General features: G+C 62.1%; 22 protein-coding genes and 2 pseudogenes. 12 read left to right on the top strand and 12 right to left on the bottom strand.

Translation table 11 applies throughout. From position 1 onward, the window contains the following. The first annotated feature begins 213 nt into the window (after positions 1–213). Positions 214–1,173 (top strand): nucleoside-specific channel-forming protein Tsx, encoded by a 960-nt coding sequence (locus ACODTD_RS22555; protein ID WP_285354431.1) that lies wholly within the window; start codon positions 214–216, stop codon positions 1,171–1,173. A gap of 14 nt (positions 1,174–1,187) precedes the next feature. After that, on the top strand, positions 1,188–2,210 hold the full coding sequence (locus tag ACODTD_RS22550; RefSeq protein WP_011335091.1) for a purine-nucleoside phosphorylase: 1,023 nt from the start codon (positions 1,188–1,190) through the stop codon (positions 2,208–2,210). 66 nt (positions 2,211–2,276) lie between these two features. Here ACODTD_RS22550 and ACODTD_RS22545 read toward each other — a convergent pair whose 3' ends face one another. The 3 genes from ACODTD_RS22545 to ACODTD_RS22535 all read right to left on the bottom strand — a co-directional run bounded on the left by ACODTD_RS22545 (position 2,277) and on the right by ACODTD_RS22535 (position 4,316). Continuing rightward, a complete protein-coding gene (locus ACODTD_RS22545) occupies positions 2,277–3,233 on the bottom strand; it encodes a quinone oxidoreductase family protein (protein WP_285354433.1) in 957 nt (318 codons plus the stop codon). 31 nt (positions 3,234–3,264) lie between these two features. Next, positions 3,265–3,438, bottom strand: coding sequence for a DUF1427 family protein (locus tag ACODTD_RS22540; RefSeq protein ID WP_007958996.1), 174 nt, complete (start codon positions 3,436–3,438; stop codon positions 3,265–3,267). Positions 3,439–3,527: 89 nt separating this feature from the next. Next, complete coding sequence (locus tag ACODTD_RS22535) at positions 3,528–4,316, bottom strand: AraC family transcriptional regulator (protein WP_011335094.1); 789 nt, start codon at positions 4,314–4,316, stop codon at positions 3,528–3,530. A gap of 137 nt (positions 4,317–4,453) precedes the next feature. On the opposite strand from ACODTD_RS22535, the gene ACODTD_RS22530 reads away from it, so the two are divergent. Together ACODTD_RS22530 and ACODTD_RS22525 are read left to right on the top strand one after the other, a co-directional pair. Beyond that, complete coding sequence (locus tag ACODTD_RS22530; RefSeq protein WP_011335095.1) at positions 4,454–4,681, top strand: DUF6555 family protein; 228 nt, start codon at positions 4,454–4,456, stop codon at positions 4,679–4,681. A gap of 37 nt (positions 4,682–4,718) precedes the next feature. Continuing rightward, complete coding sequence (locus tag ACODTD_RS22525; protein WP_011335096.1) at positions 4,719–4,991, top strand: hypothetical protein; 273 nt, start codon at positions 4,719–4,721, stop codon at positions 4,989–4,991. A gap of 24 nt (positions 4,992–5,015) precedes the next feature. On the opposite strand, the gene ACODTD_RS22520 is transcribed toward ACODTD_RS22525, so the two are convergent. The 3 genes from ACODTD_RS22520 to ACODTD_RS22510 all read right to left on the bottom strand — a co-directional run bounded on the left by ACODTD_RS22520 (position 5,016) and on the right by ACODTD_RS22510 (position 6,581). Next, positions 5,016–5,183: a metallothionein gene (locus ACODTD_RS22520; RefSeq protein WP_011335097.1), complete on the bottom strand. Its 168-nt coding sequence runs from the start codon at positions 5,181–5,183 to the stop codon at positions 5,016–5,018. A 450-nt stretch (positions 5,184–5,633) separates the two neighbouring features. Then, positions 5,634–6,089 (bottom strand): DMT family transporter, encoded by a 456-nt coding sequence (locus ACODTD_RS22515; RefSeq protein WP_011335098.1) that lies wholly within the window; start codon positions 6,087–6,089, stop codon positions 5,634–5,636. A gap of 3 nt (positions 6,090–6,092) precedes the next feature. Next, the gene (locus ACODTD_RS22510; RefSeq protein ID WP_221614342.1) at positions 6,093–6,581 is read right to left on the bottom strand and encodes a DMT family transporter; all 489 of its coding nucleotides are present in this window, start codon (positions 6,579–6,581) and stop codon (positions 6,093–6,095) included. Between the two features lie 111 nt (positions 6,582–6,692). On the opposite strand from ACODTD_RS22510, the gene ACODTD_RS22505 reads away from it, so the two are divergent. After that, complete coding sequence (locus tag ACODTD_RS22505) at positions 6,693–7,628, top strand: LysR family transcriptional regulator (protein WP_489105226.1); 936 nt, start codon at positions 6,693–6,695, stop codon at positions 7,626–7,628. 200 nt (positions 7,629–7,828) lie between these two features. Here the strand turns inward: ACODTD_RS22505 and ACODTD_RS22500 are convergent, their stop codons facing one another. Beyond that, positions 7,829–9,511 carry a methyl-accepting chemotaxis protein gene (locus tag ACODTD_RS22500; protein WP_064380901.1) on the bottom strand — a complete coding sequence of 561 codons (1,683 nt, stop codon included), beginning with the start codon at positions 9,509–9,511 and terminating at the stop codon, positions 7,829–7,831. Positions 9,512–9,601: 90 nt separating this feature from the next. After that, positions 9,602–10,918, bottom strand: coding sequence for a Na+/H+ antiporter family protein (locus ACODTD_RS22495; protein ID WP_011335102.1), 1,317 nt, complete (start codon positions 10,916–10,918; stop codon positions 9,602–9,604). 215 nt (positions 10,919–11,133) lie between these two features. Here ACODTD_RS22495 and ACODTD_RS22490 point away from each other — a divergent pair. Together ACODTD_RS22490 and ACODTD_RS22485 are read left to right on the top strand one after the other, a co-directional pair. Then, positions 11,134–12,522: pseudogene (locus ACODTD_RS22490) on the top strand (methyl-accepting chemotaxis protein); the annotation flags it as partial. A 102-nt stretch (positions 12,523–12,624) separates the two neighbouring features. Beyond that, positions 12,625–13,380 carry a methyl-accepting chemotaxis protein gene (locus ACODTD_RS22485; protein ID WP_371807414.1) on the top strand — a complete coding sequence of 252 codons (756 nt, stop codon included), beginning with the start codon at positions 12,625–12,627 and terminating at the stop codon, positions 13,378–13,380. Between the two features lie 66 nt (positions 13,381–13,446). Here ACODTD_RS22485 and ACODTD_RS22480 read toward each other — a convergent pair whose 3' ends face one another. The 4 genes from ACODTD_RS22480 to ACODTD_RS22465 are packed head-to-tail and all read right to left on the bottom strand — an operon-like array spanning position 13,447 to position 16,048. Continuing rightward, complete coding sequence (locus ACODTD_RS22480; protein WP_011335104.1) at positions 13,447–14,760, bottom strand: sensor histidine kinase; 1,314 nt, start codon at positions 14,758–14,760, stop codon at positions 13,447–13,449. Beyond that, positions 14,757–15,425: a response regulator transcription factor gene (locus tag ACODTD_RS22475; protein ID WP_011335105.1), complete on the bottom strand. Its 669-nt coding sequence runs from the start codon at positions 15,423–15,425 to the stop codon at positions 14,757–14,759. The genes ACODTD_RS22480 and ACODTD_RS22475 overlap by 4 nt, the downstream gene beginning before the upstream one ends. A gap of 3 nt (positions 15,426–15,428) precedes the next feature. Next, entirely contained in the window at positions 15,429–15,740 is a 312-nt protein-coding gene (locus ACODTD_RS22470) for a PepSY domain-containing protein (RefSeq protein WP_011335106.1), read from the bottom strand. Continuing rightward, positions 15,740–16,048, bottom strand: coding sequence for a PepSY domain-containing protein (locus tag ACODTD_RS22465; protein ID WP_011335107.1), 309 nt, complete (start codon positions 16,046–16,048; stop codon positions 15,740–15,742). The genes ACODTD_RS22470 and ACODTD_RS22465 overlap by 1 nt, the downstream gene beginning before the upstream one ends. Positions 16,049–16,195: 147 nt before the next feature. Here ACODTD_RS22465 and ACODTD_RS22460 point away from each other — a divergent pair, with 147 nt between their 5' ends. The 5 genes and pseudogenes from ACODTD_RS22460 to codA all read left to right on the top strand — a co-directional run bounded on the left by ACODTD_RS22460 (position 16,196) and on the right by codA (position 20,974). Beyond that, the gene (locus ACODTD_RS22460) at positions 16,196–17,275 is read left to right on the top strand and encodes a patatin-like phospholipase family protein (protein ID WP_221614340.1); all 1,080 of its coding nucleotides are present in this window, start codon (positions 16,196–16,198) and stop codon (positions 17,273–17,275) included. An 86-nt stretch (positions 17,276–17,361) separates the two neighbouring features. Beyond that, positions 17,362–17,718 carry a 6-carboxytetrahydropterin synthase QueD gene (gene queD / locus ACODTD_RS22455; RefSeq protein ID WP_007955941.1) on the top strand — a complete coding sequence of 119 codons (357 nt, stop codon included), beginning with the start codon at positions 17,362–17,364 and terminating at the stop codon, positions 17,716–17,718. Positions 17,719–17,885: 167 nt separating this feature from the next. Beyond that, a pseudogene (locus tag ACODTD_RS22450) lies at positions 17,886–18,278 on the top strand (alpha/beta fold hydrolase); the annotation flags it as partial. A 175-nt stretch (positions 18,279–18,453) separates the two neighbouring features. Then, entirely contained in the window at positions 18,454–19,725 is a 1,272-nt protein-coding gene (gene codB / locus ACODTD_RS22445; RefSeq protein ID WP_489105225.1) for a cytosine permease, read from the top strand. 13 nt (positions 19,726–19,738) lie between these two features. Beyond that, complete coding sequence (gene codA / locus ACODTD_RS22440) at positions 19,739–20,974, top strand: cytosine deaminase (protein WP_127798933.1); 1,236 nt, start codon at positions 19,739–19,741, stop codon at positions 20,972–20,974. Positions 20,975–21,040: the final 66 nt, after the last annotated feature.

Here is a 21,040-nt window from a genome sequence, read left to right as displayed (position 1 = left end):
GGCCGTTCTGAGCAAGGTGATGAGGGTTTTCGCAGGCCCTTTTCAGGAGCTGACCGAGTCGCCAGGTAAACCCGCGAATCGATCGTTTTTTCAGCGACTTGAGAAACTGGTACGGCTTGTGCAAACGTTTGCTAGTCGCTATTGACTGCGTTTTCGTTACAAAACCGTACAGGGCCCATCATTTCGGGCCTTGATCTGCAAAAAGGACTTTGAATGTACGTTTCTTCCTGCCACCGCCGTCGCGGTGCACGCACCTTTGCTGTTTCCCTGCTACTGGCCGGCGTTACTGGAGTTCTCAGTCACACCGCATTGGCGCAACCTGCCCTGCCCGAGGAATCCGCCCAGGGTGAAGCCCTCAGCCCCGAAGCCAGCCCGCCGAAAAAAGGCGCGTACCTGTCGGACTGGTACAACCAGGATCTGATGCTGATCGGCAGCAAGGACATCAGTTTCGGTCCGCAACCGGCCGACGACATCTACCTCGAATACGAGTACTTCGGGCGCAAGGGTCCGTTCGAGCTGTACGGCTACATCGACATTCCGAAGATCTTCAACATCGGCAACAGCCACGACAAAGGCGTGTGGGACCATGGCTCGCCGGTGTTCATGGAGCACGAACCGCGCATCTCCATCGACTACCTCGCCGGCCGCAGCCTGGCCATCGGGCCGTTCAAGGAATGGTACGTGGCGTTCGACTGGATCTACGATCACGGCAGCCGCAAAGAGAACCGCGCCAACACGCTGTACAGCGGTTTCGGCACCGACATCGACACCCATTCAAGGGTCAATCTGTCGGCCAACCTGTACGGACGCTACCAGTGGGAAAACTACGGGGCCAGCAACGAGTATTCGTGGGACGGCTACCGCGCGCAGCTCAAGTACATCGTGCCGATCGACAAATTCAGCAATGGCGCCTCGCTGACCTACATCGGCTTCACCAACTTCGATTTCGGCTCGGACCTGCACAAGGACAACCCGGCGCGCACTGCCAATGCCACGGTGGCGACCAACGTCTTGCTGTACTCGTTCACACACCTGCGTTTCACCCTGGTCGGCCGATATTTCCACAACGGCGGCAACTGGGAGGATGGCAGCGAGCTGAACTTCGGCGACGGCAACTTCCGGGCGCGCTCAAATGGCTGGGGTTACTACGCCGGCATCGGTTATCAATTCTGAATCAAGGAGCAACCATGAAAGCAATGACGCGTGTATCACTGGCCGCTGCCGCCCTGCTCTCTTCCACCGCATGGGCGGCCGAGGCACCGATTCAGCCGAAAGTGGTGCTGATCACCATGTTCGCCCCGGAGGCACAGCACTGGATCGATCGCCTCGAGCTCACACAGGAAATCCGCGTGCCGGGCCTGTCGGCCGAATACCCGACCATCCGCTGCAACACGCAGCAGGTGTGCCTGCTGACCACCGGCATGGGCCAGACCAACGCCGCCGCCTCGACCCTGGCACTGGCGCTGTCACCGAAGTTCGACCTGCGCAAAAGCTACTTCCTGATCGCCGGGATTGCCGGCATCAGCCCGAAACACGGGACCATCGGCACTGCCGCCTGGGCGCATTACCTGGTCGAGTTCGGCACCCAGTGGGAACTGGATTCCCGCGACGCGCCATCGAGTTGGCCGACCGGATACCTGGGCATCAACACCAAGGGCCCGAACGAAAAACCACCGCTGGACTACAAGACCGAAGTCTTCGAACTCAACCCGAAACTGCAGGCCAAGGCCTACGCCCTGAGCCACAAGGTCGAACTGAGCGAGAGCAAGGAATCGGCGGTGTGGCGCCTGAAATACCCGGCAGCGCCGGCCAATCAGCCGCCGGTGGTCACCCGTTGCGACACGCTGGCGGGCAATACCTGGTTCTCCGGCACGCGTCTGAGCGAACGCGCCGAGGTCTGGACCAAACTGCTGACCGACAACCAGGGTGAATACTGCACCACCCAACAGGAAGACAACTCCACCTACGAAGCCTTGCTGCGCGCCAGCCGCGAGGGCCTGGTGGACGTGCAGCGCCTGGCCGTGGTGCGCGCCGGCTCCGACTTCGACCGTCCGGCGCCCGGCGGCAGCGAAGTGGACAACCTGCTCAAGTATGCCGATCAGGGCGGATTTGTGCCGGCACTGGAAAACCTCTACCGCGCGGGCAATCCGTTGGTGCAGGACATCCTGAAGAACTGGTCGGCGTGGGAGAACGGCGTCCCGCAATCCTGAGACCCAAAAAACCGTGGGAGCGAATTCGCTCCCACGGTTTTGTGATGTCATGAAAAACAGAGACCGTCAGGGGACAAGAATCACTTTGTCGCCACTGCCCTGATTCACATCGGCATACCGCGCCAGCCCTTCGGCCAGCGGCGCTTCCACCAACCCTTGCGGCAGTGGCAGCAGGTCTTCGTCGAAGAACCGGCCAAACTGATCCAGCATCGCCGCGCAGGCTTCAACGCCATACAGCAACGAGTTGATGCCGACCACCGAACCGCCCTTGCGATACAGGGCCAGCGCCGGCAGTTGCACATGCCCGTCCACCGGTGCGGCGATGATCGCGATCCGTCCGAAGGTCGCCAATGCCGCGACCGAGGCCGGCAGCCAGAAACCGGTGGTGTCGAAGATCACATCGGCACCGCCGCGATACACCGCATCGACCTGCGCCCCCAGCTCCTCGGGCTTGTCCAGCTGAATCGTCTGATAACCCTGCGCCTGCAGATCCTTGACCTGCTCCGGCCGCCGCGCCGCCGCCAGCAACTGCGCGCCGCGCACTTTGGCCAGCGCCAGCGCCGCCGTCGCCACCGCCCCGCCGCCGATGACCAGCAGACGGGTTTCGGCACTCACCAGGCTGCGCTCCAGCGCATCCCACGCCGTGGTGTAAGGCACCCCGAGGCTGGCGGCCTGAGTGAAACTCAAATGCGAAGGTTTATGCGCCACGCCCTTGGCCGGCAGTTTGACGAACTGCGCGTGGGAGCCATCGGCGAAAAAACCCAGCTCACGCCCGGTGCCCCAGACTTCCTGACCGATCAACGCCTGCGGCCCTTCGACCACCACACCGGCAAAGTCACGACCGGGAATACGCGGCAGCGTGGTGTACGGAAAACGCCCGAGTACGTTCTTCACGTCGCTGGGATTGAGGCCTGCAGCCTTGATCTGCACCAGCACCTCGTCAGCGCCCGGCACCGGCGTCGGCACCTCGACGAAGCGCAGGGACGACAGGTCGCCGGTTTTATCGAATTGCAGTGCTTTCATGGAAATCTCCACCAAAGGAAAAAGACAGGATTCAGGACAGCCAGCCACTGACCAGTTGCCGGCCCATCGGCCACAACTGCTCGCCCGCCAGCATGCCCAGCAGGCCCACCAGCGCGATGGTCGGCGGCGCCGGAGAACGGACATCCAGCGCGCCATACAGCAGGCCGACACCCAGACCGACGCCCAGTGAAATCAGGTAATTCATGGGATCACTCCGCCACACAAAGGGAATGGGCAAAGTCTAGGGAAAGGCGGCGACCGGCATCGGCCAAGGACTTCTGAATTTCTGCCAAATCAACCGGCAAGCGGCCCGCCATCGAATTGCGAAGGGGCGACACCCAGCTCGCGGCGGAACATGTCGCTGAAACTGCTCGGCGAATAACCCAGCTCACGGGCAATCGCGCTGACCGGCACGCCCTGGATCAACTCCGCCACCGCCGTCGCCAGTTGCACCTGACGCCGCCACTCGGCGAAGCCCATGCCCAGCCCCTCCTTGAACAACCGCGCCAGGGTGCGCACGCTGGCCCCGGCGTTTTCGGCGTGCTGCTCAAAGGGAACGTCCAGCGAAGGCGCGGCCATCACCGCCTGACACAGACTCATCAACCGCCGGTCGGCATCATCCGGCAACGGGATCTTCAGCTGTGAACGCCTTGCACGTTTCAGCTCCAGCAGCGCCAGCCCGACCAGCGCCTCGTAATACTCGGCATCACCGCTGTCGCCCTGCGCCACCAGACCGACAATCAACTCGCGCAGCAGCCCGCCGACCTCGATCACCTGCACCGTCTCATCCAGCGTCGCCGCCAGCGCCGGGCGCAGGTAGATATTGCGCATCTGCAAATCCGACACCACCCGAATCCCGTGCGGAACCCCCGGCGGCAACCACACCGCCCGCTGCGGCGGCACCACCAGCGCCTCGTGCGGCGTCTCGACCCACATCACCCCGCTCATCGCATACAGCAACTGCCCCCACACATGCTCGTGCGGCTCGATAAACAACCCACGCGGATAGGTGCGCGCCAGCGGCTGCACGGGCACATCGGTATCAGTCAGATCAGGGGGCGCAGCGAGGGCCATGGCGAACATTCATCGGGGTGGGCGAAAGCGCCATGGTAACCAGTCCGACCGGAACCTCGCCATTGATAGATACCGTCTGACAATCCGAGTGAATTTTCCCGCAGCCCAGCGATCCTTCTATTACCACAGGGAGGAAGATGGGCTTTATGAACAACGCAAAACTGTACGTCATCGATTACACCCTTCACGGCGCGCCAAAGTCGTTCATTATCCGCTCGGACAAAATGGACAACACCGAGGCGTGGCACTGGGCAAGCTGCGACGCCGGGGTCGGCCGCATCCCGCGTTTCGGCCGGGAGAAAGTGCAAAAGACCAGCAAGCCGATGGCCGAAAAATTCGGCGTGGAAAACGTCACATGGCGACCGGCAAGCTAAGCTTGCGCGCGGTGGGGACACTTTCGGGGGAACACACATGACAACCATCAACAGCCCGGCGCACCTGGACTACGGCCTGGACACCCTGTTCGGCCGCATCACCAAAAGCGTTGACTGCCCGGTTGGCCTGGAACCGGTCGAAAACGACCCCTACCGCTTCGCCCTGCGCGTACCGGCCCCCTTGCCGGAAGACCTTGAAAAGGCCAAGACCATCGTCGTCAACGTCGAAGGCCGCCGCCTGCATGGCAACGTCCGCCACACCGAACGCCTGGACGACGACAGCCTGAAACTGGAAGTGGAGCCTGATTAGGCTCCACCTTTTCAATACCCGAGATTACTCGGGATGCGCACACTGACACCCCTTGCCCGAACACTCCTCACCACTCTTGTGATGATGCGCACAGGCCTCACAGCAATAATGCTTACCGTGCGCCACATAAGAATGCTCACCCTCCTTGATCGTGCAACGACATCCCGGACAATCGCATTTTCTATCTGCCATGAAACAGACTCCTCTGGTGGTGGTTGTCTGAGGCCGAAAGAACAGCCGTGCTACCAGTGTAGAACGTGAAAACCACCTAACCTCCCAACCCACACCACCCACCACGATGAGCGTTAGCTCGAGTAAAGCTTTTGATCGCAAGGCCCGTCGGCAGGCTGAGTGGAGGGATTGATCCGGGGGTGGGAGCGCAGCGACCGTGCGGCGCAGCCGCATGCATCGAGAGGAGGTGCAGCGAAGCAAACCGTAGGCGATGCCCCCGGATCAATCCCGGAGCGAAGGAACCCGAGCCACAGCGAGGGCCGTACGTCAGGGTAAAGCCTTTTGGGTTACCTTTTCGGCGTTTGGAAAAGGTGACTCGCCGTAAGGGCGAAACCGCCAGCCGCAACCCCCGAAGAAACGGATATACACGCAAAACGAACAAAAGCCTGGTCGGCCCAAAGGCCGCCAAGTTCAAACGGCCTGACGCACGCTACTGCGATACATGAACACCAACGCCAGCCCCAAACAAACCATCGCCAAAACCCGACTCGAAGACAACTCAATAGCGGGATTCCCCAACCAGCCAAAATTATCAATCAACATCCCCATCCCCAACTGCCCGACAATCACCGCCACCGTCGCCACAGCCGTCCCCACCCGAGGCACCGCCCCCACCATCACCATCATATAAACAACCCCAAACAGCGCCCCACTCAACTGCCACTTCGGCACATCCAGCAGGCTGACCGCATGGGCCGGTTCGAAAAACAGAATCAGCAGCCCTGTACTCACCGCGCCAACCACGAAAGTCAGGAGGCTACTGCGCAACACACCAACGGTTTCCCCAAGACGCCCATTGATCGCCGCCTGAACACTCAACACCGCACCGGCCAAAACCACCACTGCCAACAAAATAACCAGACTCATCACTCACCCCCGCGCAATCAAAACCAAAGCCGCCACAATCAACCCCAACGCCAGCCACCGCTCAGCATTGACCTTCTTGCGCGTGGCCCCAAACCACCCGAAATGGTCAATCAGCACACTCTTGCCAACCTGCCCCGACAAAATCGCAATCATCGTCATCGCAATCCCGATATGCGGCGTCGCCAGCGTCAACACCACCACATACATCGGCCCCAGAAACCCGCCGATCAACTGCCAGCGCGGCAGATCCGTCAGCTCCGGCCCCTTCTGTGGCCCCGCAAACAGCAACAGCAAAAACAGAATCGCCGAGCCCACCCCGAAAATGCTCAAGGTCGCCCACAAATGCCCGACCTGCTCACCCAACGGCCCCAGCAACCCGGCCTCCACCGACAACCCCATGCCGGCCAGAATCACCAGCGGCAACAGCAACAAACGCAAACCCGGCCGGGCGACCGGGGCCGGCGCGGCACTCACTTCATCAAACGACTGCATCCAAAAAACCTCTGAAGGAAACGATGGCGCGGATTATCGGCTGGCGCAGCTGTGCGATAAATGGGAGCATCCTGACAACACTTTTGCGCAACTCGCACAGCAGGACAAACGATGCACGGGCTCAACGAACTGGGATTCAAGGCGCTAAGGCTGTTTGTGGCGGTGCTCGACCACGGCAGTTTTTCCGAAGTCGCCCGCCGCGAGGGCGTGGCGCCCTCCTCGATTTCCCGGCAGATCCAGTTGATGGAGCAAGCGCTGAATCAGCAATTGCTCTACCGCCACACCCGCGCGGTCACACCGACCGAGGCCGGGCGCATGCTCGGCCACCACGCACGGCTGGTGCTGGTGCAACTGGAAGAAGCCGAACAGGCGTTGCAGGAACAGCAAAGCGAACCGACCGGTCTGGTGCGGATAAACGCCCCGGTGGTGTTCGGCCAGCGCCACCTGACGCCATGGCTGGGCCGTTTGTGCGAGCGCTATCCGAAGCTGCAACTGGATATCCAGCAGACCGACCACTACATCGATCCGCTGCAGGAAGGCGCCGACCTGCTGTTTCGCATCGGCCCGCTGCACGACTCGAGCATGCAGGCGCGGATCCTCGCGCCGCACCGCTTTCAGGTCGCGGCCAGCCCGGCGTATCTCAAGCGCTATGGCACGCCACAGCATCCCGACGATCTCGCCCGCCACCAGTGTCTGGCCTACAAGGGTGCGACCGGCCAGCAACGCTGGTTCTTCCGTCAGGATCAGGGCGAGTGGACGGCGTATGCAGTCAAGGGCCCGATCACCGGCAACCACGCGGACACGTTGACTCAAGCCGCTGTGCAAGGGCTGGGGCTGGTGATGTTTCCGTCATGGCTGATCGGTGAGGCGGTGCGTGAGGGCACGCTGGTGCCGGTGCTGGGGGAGTATCAGGTGTCGAACAGCGTGGAGCCGCAGCAGATTGCGGTGCTGTGGCCGGGGAGCCGGCGGTTGTCGGTGAAGGTGCGGACGGTGATTGATTTCTTTGTTGAGTGTTTTGGGGAGGTTCCTTATTGGGATCGTCCCTGAAGATCAAAAGCCCCCTCACCCTAGCCCTCTCCCGGAGGGAGAGGGAACCGAACGGGGGATATTCGAGAGATACGCCGACATGAGCGATCGGCTGTGAATCCATAATCGACACGATTTTTCAGGTCGATGTATGACGCAAGACACTGCGGTCAGTCCCCTCTCCCTCCGGGAGAGGGTTAGGGTGAGGGGGCCTTTGGGGGTCAGATACGGAACTGGCCGACCAGTTTGCCCAATCGCTGCCCCAACTCCGCGAGACTGCGCGATGTCTGCGCCCCCAACTGTGTCTCATCCGCCACGTTATCCACCGCCACCGCAATCTGATGCACGCTGCGGTTGATCTCTTCGGCCACCGCCGTCTGCTCTTCCGCCGCACTGGCGATCTGCGCGTTCATCGAGTTGATGGTCGCAATCAGATCCGCCATCGCATCCAGCGAAGCCCCCGCCTGATTGGCCTGGGCCGACGTGCCGTCACCCGCCTCGCTGGAACGGCGCATCGCCTCAACCGCAGATTGCGTACCCGCCTGCAAGCGATCGATCATCCCCTGAATTTCCTGAGTGCTGATCTGCGTGCGCGAAGCCAGCGCCCGCACCTCGTCCGCTACCACCGCAAACCCGCGCCCGGCCTCGCCGGCCCGCGCCGCTTCGATGGCGGCGTTGAGTGCCAGCAGGTTGGTCTGTTCGGCGATCGAGCGGATGACCCCGAGCACGCCGACAATCGACGACACGTCCTGCTGCAGGCTGTCGAGGGACACGCCGCTGCTGCGGATGTCGTCCACCAGCGCATGAATCTGCTTGATGCTGCCGGCCACCACACGCTTGGCGGTCTGGCCTTCTTCGTCGGTCTGCTGCGCGGCGACGGCGGCGTTCTGCGCGCTCTTGGCGACTTCCTGGGCAGCGGCGGACATTTCGTTGATCGCCGTGGCGACCTGATCGGTTTCGTGGCGCTGACGTTCCATGGCCTGATCAGAGCGCTGGGCCTGATCCGACACCTGCGTCACCAAACCGGTCAGTTGCGAAGTCATTTCGGTGATCTGCCGCACCAGGCCGTGGATCTTGTCGACGAAACGGTTGAACGAGCCGGCCAGTTCGCCGAGTTCGTCCTGGCTGGTGATGGTCAGACGCCGTGTCAGGTCGCCCTCGCCCGCCGCGATGTCATCGAGGTTGGCTTTCATCAGGGTCAGCGGTCGCAGGATGGTGTTGGCCAGCAGCATCCCCGCTGCCGCGATCACCAGCAGCACCACCACCGCCACGCCGACGATGCTCAGCACCACGCCCTGCATGCGTTCCTGCACCTTGGCCTCGACCACCGCCACTTGCGCTTCGATGCCATCGAGGTTGACCGACGTACCGACCGCCATGTCCCACTTCGCCAGGTATTCGGTGTAACCGAGTTTCGGCACCAGCACTTGCGCGTTGCCCGGCAGCGGCGAGCTGTATTGCAGGTAATGGGTGCCGTCCTTCGCGACTTTCACCAGATCGCGGTTGACGTAGACGCCGTTCGGGTCGCGGTTGTCCTTGAAGCTTTTGCCCACGCCTTCGGGGTCGTTGGCCTTGAACAGGCGCACGGTCTCGGAGTCGTAGCCGAAAAAGTAGCCGTCCTTGCCGTACTTGATGCTCGACAGCAGCTTGATCACCTGCGCCCGCGCCTCGGCATCACCGGGGGCGGCGGCGTCGTACAGCGGTTTGATGGTGGTCATGGCCACGGCGACGTAACTGGCCAGCGTGGCTTTGGCGTCACCGAGCAGGCGTTCGCGGGTCTGTTGGACTTCATTGCGCGCCTGTTCCTGGAGGATGAACAGCGTGGTCAGGCTGATCACCAGCGCAAAGAGCAAAACCGGAAGGACGGCAAGGGACAGGACTTTAGCCTTGAGACTCAGGCGCATGGGGGCTCACTCTTTTGATTTTATTGGCGTGGTTAAAGGCTTTAACGGCACGCGAAACCAAAAGTTGAGTGAGTCCCCGCAGGGGCGGTGCTACAGGACCATCGCGGCCACCCAGCCAAACGCCAGCAGCGGCAGGTTGTAATGCAGGAAAGTCGGGACCACGGTGTCCCAGATGTGATGGTGCTGGCCGTCGATGTTCAGACCGGAGGTCGGGCCAAGGGTCGAGTCGGACGCGGGCGAACCGGCATCGCCCAAGGCCCCGGCCGTGCCGACGATGCAGACAATGGCAATCGGGCTGAAGCCCAGTTGCACGCACAGCGGCACGAAAATCGCCGCCAGAATCGGCACCGTGGAAAACGACGAGCCGATGCCCATAGTCACCAGAAGACCGACCAGCAGCATCAGCAACGCACCGATGCCCTTGCTGTGATTGATCCACGACGCCGAAGACTCGACCAGGGTCTGCACCTCGCCGGTGGCCTTCATCACTTCGGCGAATCCGGAAGCGGCGATCATGATGAAGCCGATCATCGCCATCATCTTCATGCCTTCGGTAAACAGGTCATCCGTCTCGCGCCATTTGACGATGCCCGACGCTGAAAAGATCAGGAAACCGGTCAGCGCCCCGATAATCATCGAATCCAGCAGCAACTGAATAATGAAGGCTGCGGCAATGGCGACACCGGCGATCAACAGGCTTCGCGGGTTGTACTGCACCGCCACCTGCTCGACCTGCTCGATTTTCCCCAGGTCGTAGACGCGCTTCTTGCGATAACTGATAAAGGCGATGCCCAGCCCCACCAGCATGCCCAGCGCCGGAATCCCCATGGCATGGGTGACGTTGATCCCGCTGATGTCGACGCCACTGCGAGCAACGTTGGCCAGCAGGATCTCGTTGAGGAAGATATTGCCGAAACCCACCGGCAGGAACATGTACGGCGTGATCAGGCCGAAGGTCATGACGCAGGCGATCAACCGGCGATCCAGTTGCAGCTTGGTCAGTACATAGAGAAGCGGCGGCACCAGCAGCGGAATGAACGCAATGTGAATCGGCAGGATGTTCTGCGAAGCGATCGCCACCACCCACAGCAGGCCGATCAGCAGCCATTTGACGCTGCCGCCACCGGTCGCATGCTGACGATCGACCATCGCCAGAGCCTTGTCGGCCAGCGCGTGGGCCAGGCCGGACTTGGCAATCGCCACGGCGAAAGCGCCGAGCAACGCGTAGGACAACGCCACTGTCGCCCCGCCACCCAGGCCACTGTTGAAAGCCTTGAGCGTGGCGTCGATGCCCAGACCACCGGTCAGGCCACCGACCAGCGCACCGACGATCAACGCGATCACCACATGCACCCGGGACAGGCTGAGGATCAGCATGACGCCGACCGCAGCAATCACTGCATTCATTTCACTACCTCGAAAACACGACGGTAAAGCCATTCACCGCCAGACAGAATGAGTCCGGCCGACAAGCCACGAAGGTCGCCAGCGGATTTGCATAGAGGGTCTTATTAGAAGGGCGCGCACTGTGCCGCAGCGCGGGCGCAGTGTCAAAGCGACGGGTCGCAACACTGTGTAACTTTCCATGATCAATCCGCTGAACAAGGCATATCCGCCACAACATGCGTCAATTCGCCCTATTGCATTTACGCCATAAAGAAAGCCGAAACGCGGCCGTTACAGTGCAAAGTCTCAGATATTTATCGAATAAGGACGTTTCCATGTCACTCGGACAACTTTCCATCCAATGGAAAATCACCCTGCTCGCCGGGCTCTGCCTGGCCGGTATCGTGACCCTGTTGGTGGGTCTTTCGCTGTATCGCATGGAGCACAGTTCCGAACTGGTGAAAGCTTCGAGCATGGAAATGCTCACCGAATCGGCCCAGGCTCGCATCGAATCCCAGGGCGAAGTCCAGGCAGCGGGTATTCGCCAGCAGTTCATGGACGCCTATCAATATGGCCACGGTTTCTCGCGTCAGGTGCTGTTCCTGCGTGAGCAGGCCGAGAAGCGCTTCCTCGATGCCTTCGATCTGCGCGAGGACTTGACCCGTCAGGTGAAATCGGCACTGCAGGCCAACCCGGATCTGCTCGGTCTGTCGCTGGTGTTCGAAGCCAACGCGCTGGACGGCAAGGACGAACTATTCGCCGGGCAAAATGAATTAGGCAGCAACGACAAGGGTCGCTTCGCCCTGTACTGGTCGCAGCCGACCCCAGGCAAAGTGACCTCGATGGCGCTGTCGGAAAGCGACATGACCGACACCAGCACCGGCCCCAGCGGCCAGGCTGCCAACGCCTGGTTCACCTGCCCGCGCACCACGCTCAAGCCATGCGTGATCGAACCCTATTTCTATGTGATCGACGGGCAAAAGGTGCTGATGACCAGCATCGTGTTCCCGCTGATGGTCAACGGCAAAGTCATCGCCTCGCTGTCGGTGGACATCAACCTCAACAGCCTGCAAGCGATCAGCCAGAGCGCCAGCAAGAAGCTCTACGACGGCCAGACCGCCGTGAGCATCATCAGCCCCGCCGGCCTGCTCGCCGGCTACAGCCCGGACGCCAACAAACTCAGCCAGCGCCTGGATGCCGTGGACACCACCAGCGGCGCCGAACTGCTGCGTCTGCTCGCCTCGAGCAACGCCGTCAGCAGCCTGCACAGCAACGCGCAACTGAAAGTGCTGTCGCCGTTCCAGCCGATTCCCGGTGGCCCGTCGTGGGGCGTACTGCTCGATGTGCCGGAAAAAGTTTTGGTGGAACGCGCCGAAGCGCTCAAGCAACAACTGGATGCCAGCAATACTTCGGGCACCCTGATCGAACTGAGCCTCGGCGTGCTTGCCGCGCTGATCGGCCTGTTGCTGGTGTGGCTGATGGCCCGCAGCGTGACCAAACCGATCCTCGGCGTGGCCCACATGCTGGAAGACATCGCCAGCGGCGAAGGCGACCTGACCCGCCGTCTGGCCTATGACAAGAAGGACGAGCTTGGCCAGTTGGCTGGCTGGTTCAACCGCTTTCTCGACAAGCTGCAACCGATCATCGCCGAGGTGAAACGCTCGGTGCAGGACGCGCGCAACACCGCCGACCAGTCTTCAGCGATAGCGACCCAGACCAGCGCCGGCATGGAGCAGCAATACCGTCAGGTCGATCAGGTCGCCACCGCGTCCCACGAAATGAGCGCCACCGCCCAGGACGTGGCCCGCAGCGCGGCACAAGCCGCCGAAGCCGCCAAGGACGCCGACCGCGCCACCCGTCAGGGCCTGACCGTGATCGACCGCACCACCGCCAGCATCGACACCCTCGCCGCCGACATGAGCGCAGCGATGGTGCAAGTCGAAGGCCTGGCCGCCAACAGCGAGAAGATCGGCACCGTGCTGGAAACCATTCGCGCCATCGCCGAACAGACCAACCTGCTGGCGCTCAACGCCGCCATCGAAGCGGCCCGTGCCGGTGAAGCAGGTCGCGGTTTTGCGGTGGTCGCCGACGAAGTGCGCAACCTCGCCCGCCGCACTCAAGAGTCGGTGGAAGAAACCCGTCAGGTCATCGAGCAACTGCAGAACGGCACCCAGGACGTGGTCGGCTCGATGGGCAACAGCCATCGCCAGGCCCAGGGCAGTGTCGAACAGGTGGGTCAAGCGGTTACCGCGCTGCGCCAGATCGGCGATGCGGTGACGGTGATCAGCGACATGAACCTGCAGATCGCCAGCGCCGCCGAAGAGCAGAGCGCGGTGGCTGAAGAGATCAACAACAACGTGGCGACGATTCGTGATGTGACGGAGTCGCTGTCGGGACAGGCGAATGAATCGGCGCGGGTGAGTCAGTCGCTCAATAGTCTGGCGAATCAGCAGCAGAGTCTGATGGATCAGTTTCGGGTCTAGGGTTCATCGCAAAGTCCCTGTGGGAGCCCGCCTGGCTGCTCCCACAGGTTTGTGGAATGACGGAAATCAGCGTTTAGGCAATTCGATCACCACCTTCAAACCGCCCCACTCACTCTCACCCAACACCAGCAACCCACCCCAGGTGTCGACGATGTCGCGCACAATCCCCAGGCCCAAGCCATGCCCGTCGGTCTGCTCGTCCAGTCGCGTACCACGACTGAACACCTGAGCACGCTGCAATTCGGGAATTCCCGGCCCGTCATCTTCAACGCTCAGGGCGAAGCCATCCGTCCGCTCAAGCACGCTCAGTCGCACCTCGGCATCCGCCCACTTGCAGGCGTTGTCCAACAGATTGCCGAGCAGTTCCAGCAAATCTTCACGATCCCACGGCAATTGCAGGCCCGGCGGCGCCACATAACTCAGCTCCAGATGCTCGCCGTGGATCATGTTCAACGTCGACAGCAGCCCCGGCAGTTCTGCGTCGCAATCAAACAGTGCTCCCGGCAACGCATCGCCGGACAGGCGCGCACGATTGAGTTCGCGATTCAGTCGCTGCTGAACCTGCTCCAGTTGTTCCTTGAGAATCTTGCGCAGCTCCGGGTGTGCGTCGAGCCTTTCACTCGACGCCAGACTGAGCAGCACTGCCAACGGGGTTTTCAGCGCATGCCCGAGATTGCCCAGCGCATTGCGCGAGCGCTTGAGGCTGTCTTCGGTGTGCGCCAGCAAGTGGTTGATCTGCGCCACCAGCGGCTCCAGTTCCGCCGGCACTTGTTCATCGAGTTGTGAACGCTGGCCCTGCTGCAACTGGGCGATCTGTTCGCGAGCCTTTTCCAGCGGACGCAACGCGCGGCGCACGGTCAGGCGTTGCAGCAATAGAATCAGCAGCAACCCGGCGAGCCCGAGGCCGAGACCGATCTGCCGCATGCGCTGGAAGCTCTCGCGCACCGGGGTGTAATCCTGAGCCACGCTGATGGAAATCGACTGGCCGAGCCGTCGGTAGTCCGAACGCAGCACCAGCAGTTGCTGACCGTCCGGCCCCAGTTGCAGGTTGCTGTGCAGACCGGAGCGTTCGAGCAACGGCAGATCCTGATCCCACAACGAGCGGGAGCGCCAATGGCTGTCGGCGAAATCGATGCGGAAGTAATGCCCGGAAAACGGTCGCTGATAGGCCGGCGACAAGTGACGCTCATCCAGCTGCAAACCCTGTGGCCCGCGAACCAGCGCCACCAACAGGCTCTCGCTGTCGTTACGCAAGCCGGCTTCGAGATAGCGCTGCAATCCCACCTCGAACAACCACAGACTGGTTTGCGCCAGCAGTACGCCGACGACCACCAGCACGCTGATCAACCCCAGACTCAAGCGGCGCTGGATCGATCTCACGAAGCCTGTCCGCCAAACAGATAACCCTGACCGCGACGGGTTTCGATCACGCTCTTGCCAAGCTTGCGCCGCAAGTGATTGACGTGGACTTCCAGCACGTTGGAATCGCGTTCGGTCTCACCGTCGTAGAGGTGTTCGGCGAGGTGGCTCTTGGAAAGGATCTGCTCCGGGTGCAGCATGAAGTAGCGCAGCAGACGGAATTCGGCGGCGGTCAGCTGAATGTCGGCACCGTCGCGCACGACACACTGGCGGCCCTCATCCAGGTGCAGCCCGGCAGCCTTGAGCGTCGGCTGGTTGGCCTGGCCCTTGGAGCGGCGCAGCAGCGACTGGATGCGCAAGTACAGTTCTTCCGGGTGGAAAGGTTTGGTCAGGTAATCGTCGGCGCCGGCCTTCAGGCCTTCGATGCGCTCGGCCCAGGAGTCGCGGGCGGTGAGAATCAGCACCGGAATCGTCAGACCGCCAGCGCGCCATTGCGCCAGCACCTCAAGCCCCGGCACGCCGGGCAGACCGAGGTCGAGGACGATCAGATCATAGGGCTCGCTGCTGCCCTGATAGACCGCGTCGCGCCCGTCCGCCAGCCAGTCCACCGCGTAGCCCTGACGTTGCAGGCCGGCGAGCAGTTCGTCGGCCAGCGGTACGTGGTCTTCCACCAGAAGCAAGCGCATCGGTCAATCTTCCTTGTCTTTCACGAGTTCGCCGGTGTCGGCCTTCAGGTGCAGCTCGCGGGCCACACCTTCGACGGTCAGCAACTCGACTTCATAAATGTAGACGTCGTGTTTTTCTTCCAGCTCGACTTCCAGCAGTTTCGCGCCGGGATAACGGTCCATCGCCTGCTGCAATACCTGCTCCAGCGGCAGGATCACACCCTGCTTGCGCAGATTGAGGGCTTCGTCGGGACCCAGGTCGCGGGCCATGGCCGTCGAGCAAAACATCACCAGCGCCAATGCTGTACAGCGGGTGGCGCGAACATTCACCTTCATTACGTATCCTGATGATCCTTGAGCACTTGCCCGCTCACCGCGTCCAGTTCCAGGTCCCATTCCAGCCCCTGCGGATCACGCAGTTCGATCTGGTAGATGTACTTGCCGTACTGCTCTTCCAGCTCGGTGTCGGTGATCGTCGAGCCCGGGTGTTTGGCCAACGCGGTGGCGTTGAGCTTCTCGAAGGAGACGATAGTACCAGCGTCGCGCAGACGCAGGGCTTCATCCGGGCCGAGATCGCGGGCGTGAACGGTGCTGGCGGCGAGGCCGATGATCGAGGCGAGGGTCAGGGCAGTCAGGGTTTTCATGGTGTCTCCGTATTTTTATGTGTCGCTACGGGCGGCACCTTAACGGTGCGAACTTAACTGAAACTGAATGGCCATCATTGGGCCTGCCCCTACTGAGCCCGGCAACATGTGCTTATAATCTTTCGCTTGCTAACGATCGAGACCGGTATGACCGCCATCCACATCAAGTTTCCTGCCCTCACCCTCAAGGCCGGCCCCCGGGCCATGGCGCGCATTCGTGCCCAAGGCCTGAGCGCCGCTGACGTCGGCACCCTGCCCGGTGCTGCCGGCGGGCCAAAGGCGCTGGGGATTCAGGGGCTGGATCTGGCGCTGTTCGGCGAGTGGTTGCCGACGGCGCCGCGCGAGCGTTCGCTGATCGGTGCGTCGGTAGGCTCCTGGCGCTTCGCCAGCGCTTGTCTGCCGGACGCCGCCGAAGGCATACGCCGCCTCGGTCATCTGTACAACGAGCAGAACTTCAACAAAGGCGTGACCATCGGCGAGGTCAGCCGCAGCTCGCAGCGCATGCTTGATGACCTGCTCGACGGACGCGATGCCAGCCTTTTGACCAACGCCCATTACCGCTTGAACATCATGGTGGTCAAAAGCCACGGCGGGCTGGCGGACGACCATCGCGGCCGGCTCGGGCTGGCGCTGGGCTCGGTGATCGCCGACAACCTGCGGGGCCGCGCGCGGCTGTCGCGGCACTTCGAACGGCTGATCATCCACGACCCGCGCCTGGCGCCGCCGGTACATGCGCTGCACGACTTCCCGTCGCGCTTCGTCGCCCTCGATGCCGGCAACCTGCGTCAGGCGCTGCTGGCGTCCGGCTCGATCCCGATGGTCATGGAAGGCGTGCGCGACCTGCCGGGCGCCGGTGCCGGCACGTTCCGCGACGGCGGCCTGCTGGACTATCACCTCGACCTGCCCTACAGCGGCGACGGCATCGTGCTCTATCCGCACTTCACCGACCGGGTGATTCCGGGCTGGTTCGACAAGACCCTGCCGTGGCGCAAAGCTTCGGTCGAGCGTTTGCAGGACGTGCTGTTGCTGGCGCCGTCAAAGGAATACCTGGCGCGCCTGCCCTACGGCAAACTCCCCGACCGTAACGACTTCAAGCGCTTCATGGGCGATGCGCCGAGCCGGCAGAAATACTGGCGCGCGGCGATGGACGAGAGCCGACGGCTGGGCGACGAATTCCTCGAACTGACTGCCAATGGTCGCCTCGCCGAGCGCTTGCTGACCCTTTAGTCAGCACAGCCGGGAACAAGCTGATAAACTCGCCGCCTGCCCGAATTCGCTGCGGCGAACGCCATCTGAACAGAGCTGAAATCACTGTGGAAATCTTCAAGGAATTTACGTTCGAATCCGCCCACCGCCTGCCCCACGTACCGGACGGCCACAAGTGCGGACGCCTGCACGGTCACTCGTTCAAAGTGGCGATTCATCTGAGCGGCGACCTCGATCCGCACACCGGCTGGATCCGTGATTTCTCCGAGATCAAGGCGATTTTCAAGCCGCTGTACGAGCGTCTGGACCACAACTACCTCAACGACATTCCGGGCCTCGAGAACCCGACCAGCGAAGTGCTGGCCAAATTCATCTGGAATGAATTGAAGCCCCTGCTGCCGGAACTCAGTGCGATCCGCATCCACGAGACCTGCACCAGCGGTTGCATCTATCGCGGCGAGTAATTCCCGCGACACAAAAAACCACCGAGACCGGTGGTTTTTTTACGCCTATGCTTTTTGGCTCGAACCCGCCAAGAGGACAGGCCCATGACGGACTGGCTGCTGGATCAGGTCTTTGATTTCAACGGGCGACAGATTCGCCACGGGGTGCGCGGCGACGGCCCGCCGCTCATGAAGCGGCGTTCAGCGGCCTGCCCGATTACATCCAGCGCGCCATCGTGCCGACCTACATTCGCGGGGCGATTCACCGGGAAATTCCCGATGACGAACTGGCGCCCTACGTGCAGCCATGGCTGGGCGATCCGGGGCAAGCGGCGTTCCACCGGCAGATCGCGCAGATGGATCAGCGCTACACGCTGGAAGTGCAGCCGCTGTACCCTACGATCCGTTGCCCGGTGCAGATTCTCTGGGGCGAGGACGATCAGTGGATTCCCATCGAACGCGGACGCGAGTTGCACAAGATGATTCCGGGATCGCAGTTTCATCCGGTCCCGAATGCCGGGCATCTGGTGCAGGAAGATGCGCCTGAAGCCATAGTCGCCGCGCTGCTGCGGTTCCTCTGATCCAATCCCATGACCCTGTGGGAACAGCTGCTCCCACATGGTTCGGTGCGGCGCCCGATGCACTGCTTTCGCGCCGATCATCCGTGCCTCGTCTATACATAACCCCGTCAATCCGTGACTGGCACGACCGCTGCAACCTCTTCGCGTCCTCCTCTTTCCAGCAAGGAACGCCCCCATGACGCAAAACGATCCCGGCAACGATTACCCCCTCAGTGAAGTGCCGATGCACGCGCGCAAAGGCCTGGCCTCCACGGCGATGGTGCTGCTGGGCTTCACCTTCTTCACCGCGACCATGTTTGCCGGCGGCAAGCTCGGCGTGGCGTTCAACTTCGGCGAAATGCTCGCCGTCATCGTCATCGGCAACCTGCTGCTTGGTGTGTACGCCGCAGGCCTGGGTTACATCGCCTTCAAAAGCGGGCTGAATTCGGTGCTGATGGGGCGCTTCTGTTTTGGCGAAGTCGGCAGCAAGCTCAGCGACCTGATCCTCGGCTTCACCCAGATCGGCTGGTACGCCTGGGGCACCGCGACGGCGGCGGTGGTACTTGGCAAGTATTTCGATCTGAATGAAGCCACGGTGCTGGGGCTGATGGTGCTGTTCGGCCTGGTGTTCTGCGCCACGGCGTATGTCGGTTATCGAGGGCTGGAAATTCTGTCGTACATCGCGGTGCCGGCAATGATGTTGCTGCTGATGCTGTCGATGTGGGTTGCGACCGTGAAAGTCGGCGGCCTCGACGGATTGCTCAGCGTCGTACCCAGCGGTTCGCTGGACTGGTCGACCGCCATCACGCTGGTGTTCGGCACCTTCGTCAGCGGCGCGACCCAGGCCACCAACTGGACGCGTTTTTCGCGCTCGGCGCGCATTGCGGTGCTGGCCAGCCTGATCGGCTTTTTCATCGGCAATGGCCTGATGGTGCTGATCGGCGCCTACGGCGCAATCGTCTACCAACAACCCGACGTGGTCGAAGTGCTGCTGTTGCAAGGCTTCGCCACGGCGGCGATGGCGATGCTGTTGCTGAACATCTGGAGTACCCAGGACAACACCATCTACAACTTCGCCGTCGCCGGCTGCAACCTGCTGCGCACCGGGCGCCGCAAGACCGTGACCCTGGCCGGTGCCGTGATCGGCACGGCGCTCGCGCTGCTGGGCATGTACGACATGCTGGTGCCTTATCTGATCCTGCTGGGCACGGTGATCCCGCCGATTGGCGGGGTGATCATGGCGGACTTTTTCTTCCGCTGGCGCGGGCGTTATCCGCGTCTGGCCGACGCACGGCTACCGGCGTTCAACTGGCCGGGGCTGGCGGCTTACGCGGCCGGAACCGTCGCCGCGTTCGGCTCGCCGTGGGTCGCGCCGCTGGTCGGGATCGCCGTTGCCGCGTTAACGTATATCGCAGTGACCGGCCTGCTCGGCGCCCGCAACGCGGCCGCCCCTCTACAAGATCTATAAAAGGATTCGCCCGATGCACATCATCAACGCCCGACTGCGCAACCAGGAAGGTCTGCACGAATTGCACCTGGAAGATGGCCTGATCCGCAGCATCGCGCGCCAGACCGAAGCGCCGACCCTGGGCCCCGACGACCTTGATGCCGGCGGCAATCTGGTGGTGCCGCCCTTCGTCGAGCCTCACATTCACCTCGACGCCACCCTGACCGCCGGCGAGCCGCGCTGGAACATGAGTGGCACGCTGTTCGAAGGCATCGAATGCTGGGGCGAGCGCAAGGTCACCATCACCCAGGAAGACACCAAGACCCGGGCCAAGAAAACCATTCAGACCCTCGCCGCCCATGGCATCCAGCACGTGCGCACCCACGTCGACGTCACCGATCCGCAACTCACCGCACTCAAAGCGATGCTTGAAGTACGCGAGGAAAGCCGTCACCTGATCGACCTGCAGATCGTCGCGTTCCCCCAGGAAGGCATCGAGTCGTTCCGCAACGGGCGCGAGCTGATGGAAGAAGCGATCCGCATGGGCGCCGACGTGGTCGGCGGGATTCCGCATTTCGAATACACCCGCGATCAGGGCGTCAGCTCGGTGAAGTTCCTGATGGACCTGGCCGAGCGCACCGGCTGCCTGGTGGACGTGCACTGCGACGAAACCGACGACCCGCATTCGCGCTTCCTCGAAGTGCTGGCCGAAGAGGCACGCAGCCGCGACATGGGCGCCCTCGTGACCGCCAGCCACACCACCGCGATGGGCTCTTACGACAACGCCTACTGCGCCAAACTGTTCCGCCTGCTCGGGCATTCGGGGATCAGTTTTGTCTCCTGCCCGACCGAAAGCATTCACCTGCAAGGTCGCTTCGACAACTTCCCGAAACGCCGCGGCGTGACCCGCGTCAACGAGTTGCTCGAAGCCGGCATGAACGTGTGCTTCGGTCAGGACTCGATCGTCGATCCGTGGTATCCGCTGGGCAACGGCAACATCCTGCGAGTACTCGAAGCCGGCCTGCACATCTGCCACATGCTCGGCTACCGCAACCTGCAAAGCGCGCTGGATCTGGTCACCGACAACAGCGCCAAAGCCATGCATCTTGGCGAACGCTACGGTCTGGAACAGGGCCGCCCGGCGAACCTGCTGATCCTGTCGGCGGACAGCGATTACGAAGTGATCCGCAGCCAAGGCCTGCCGCTGTACTCGATCCGTAATGGCAAGGTGTTGATGAAGCGGCAGATGCCGGTGGTGGAATTCGTCTAAGGTGTAGAAGTCGGCGTCGCAACGTCGCCGACTGCTTCCGATGGACGCCTGTCATGCCGTAGTTCG

Source organism: Pseudomonas sp. FG35 (assembly GCF_057809295.1).
This window is presented reverse-complemented; position numbering and strand designations above follow the sequence as displayed.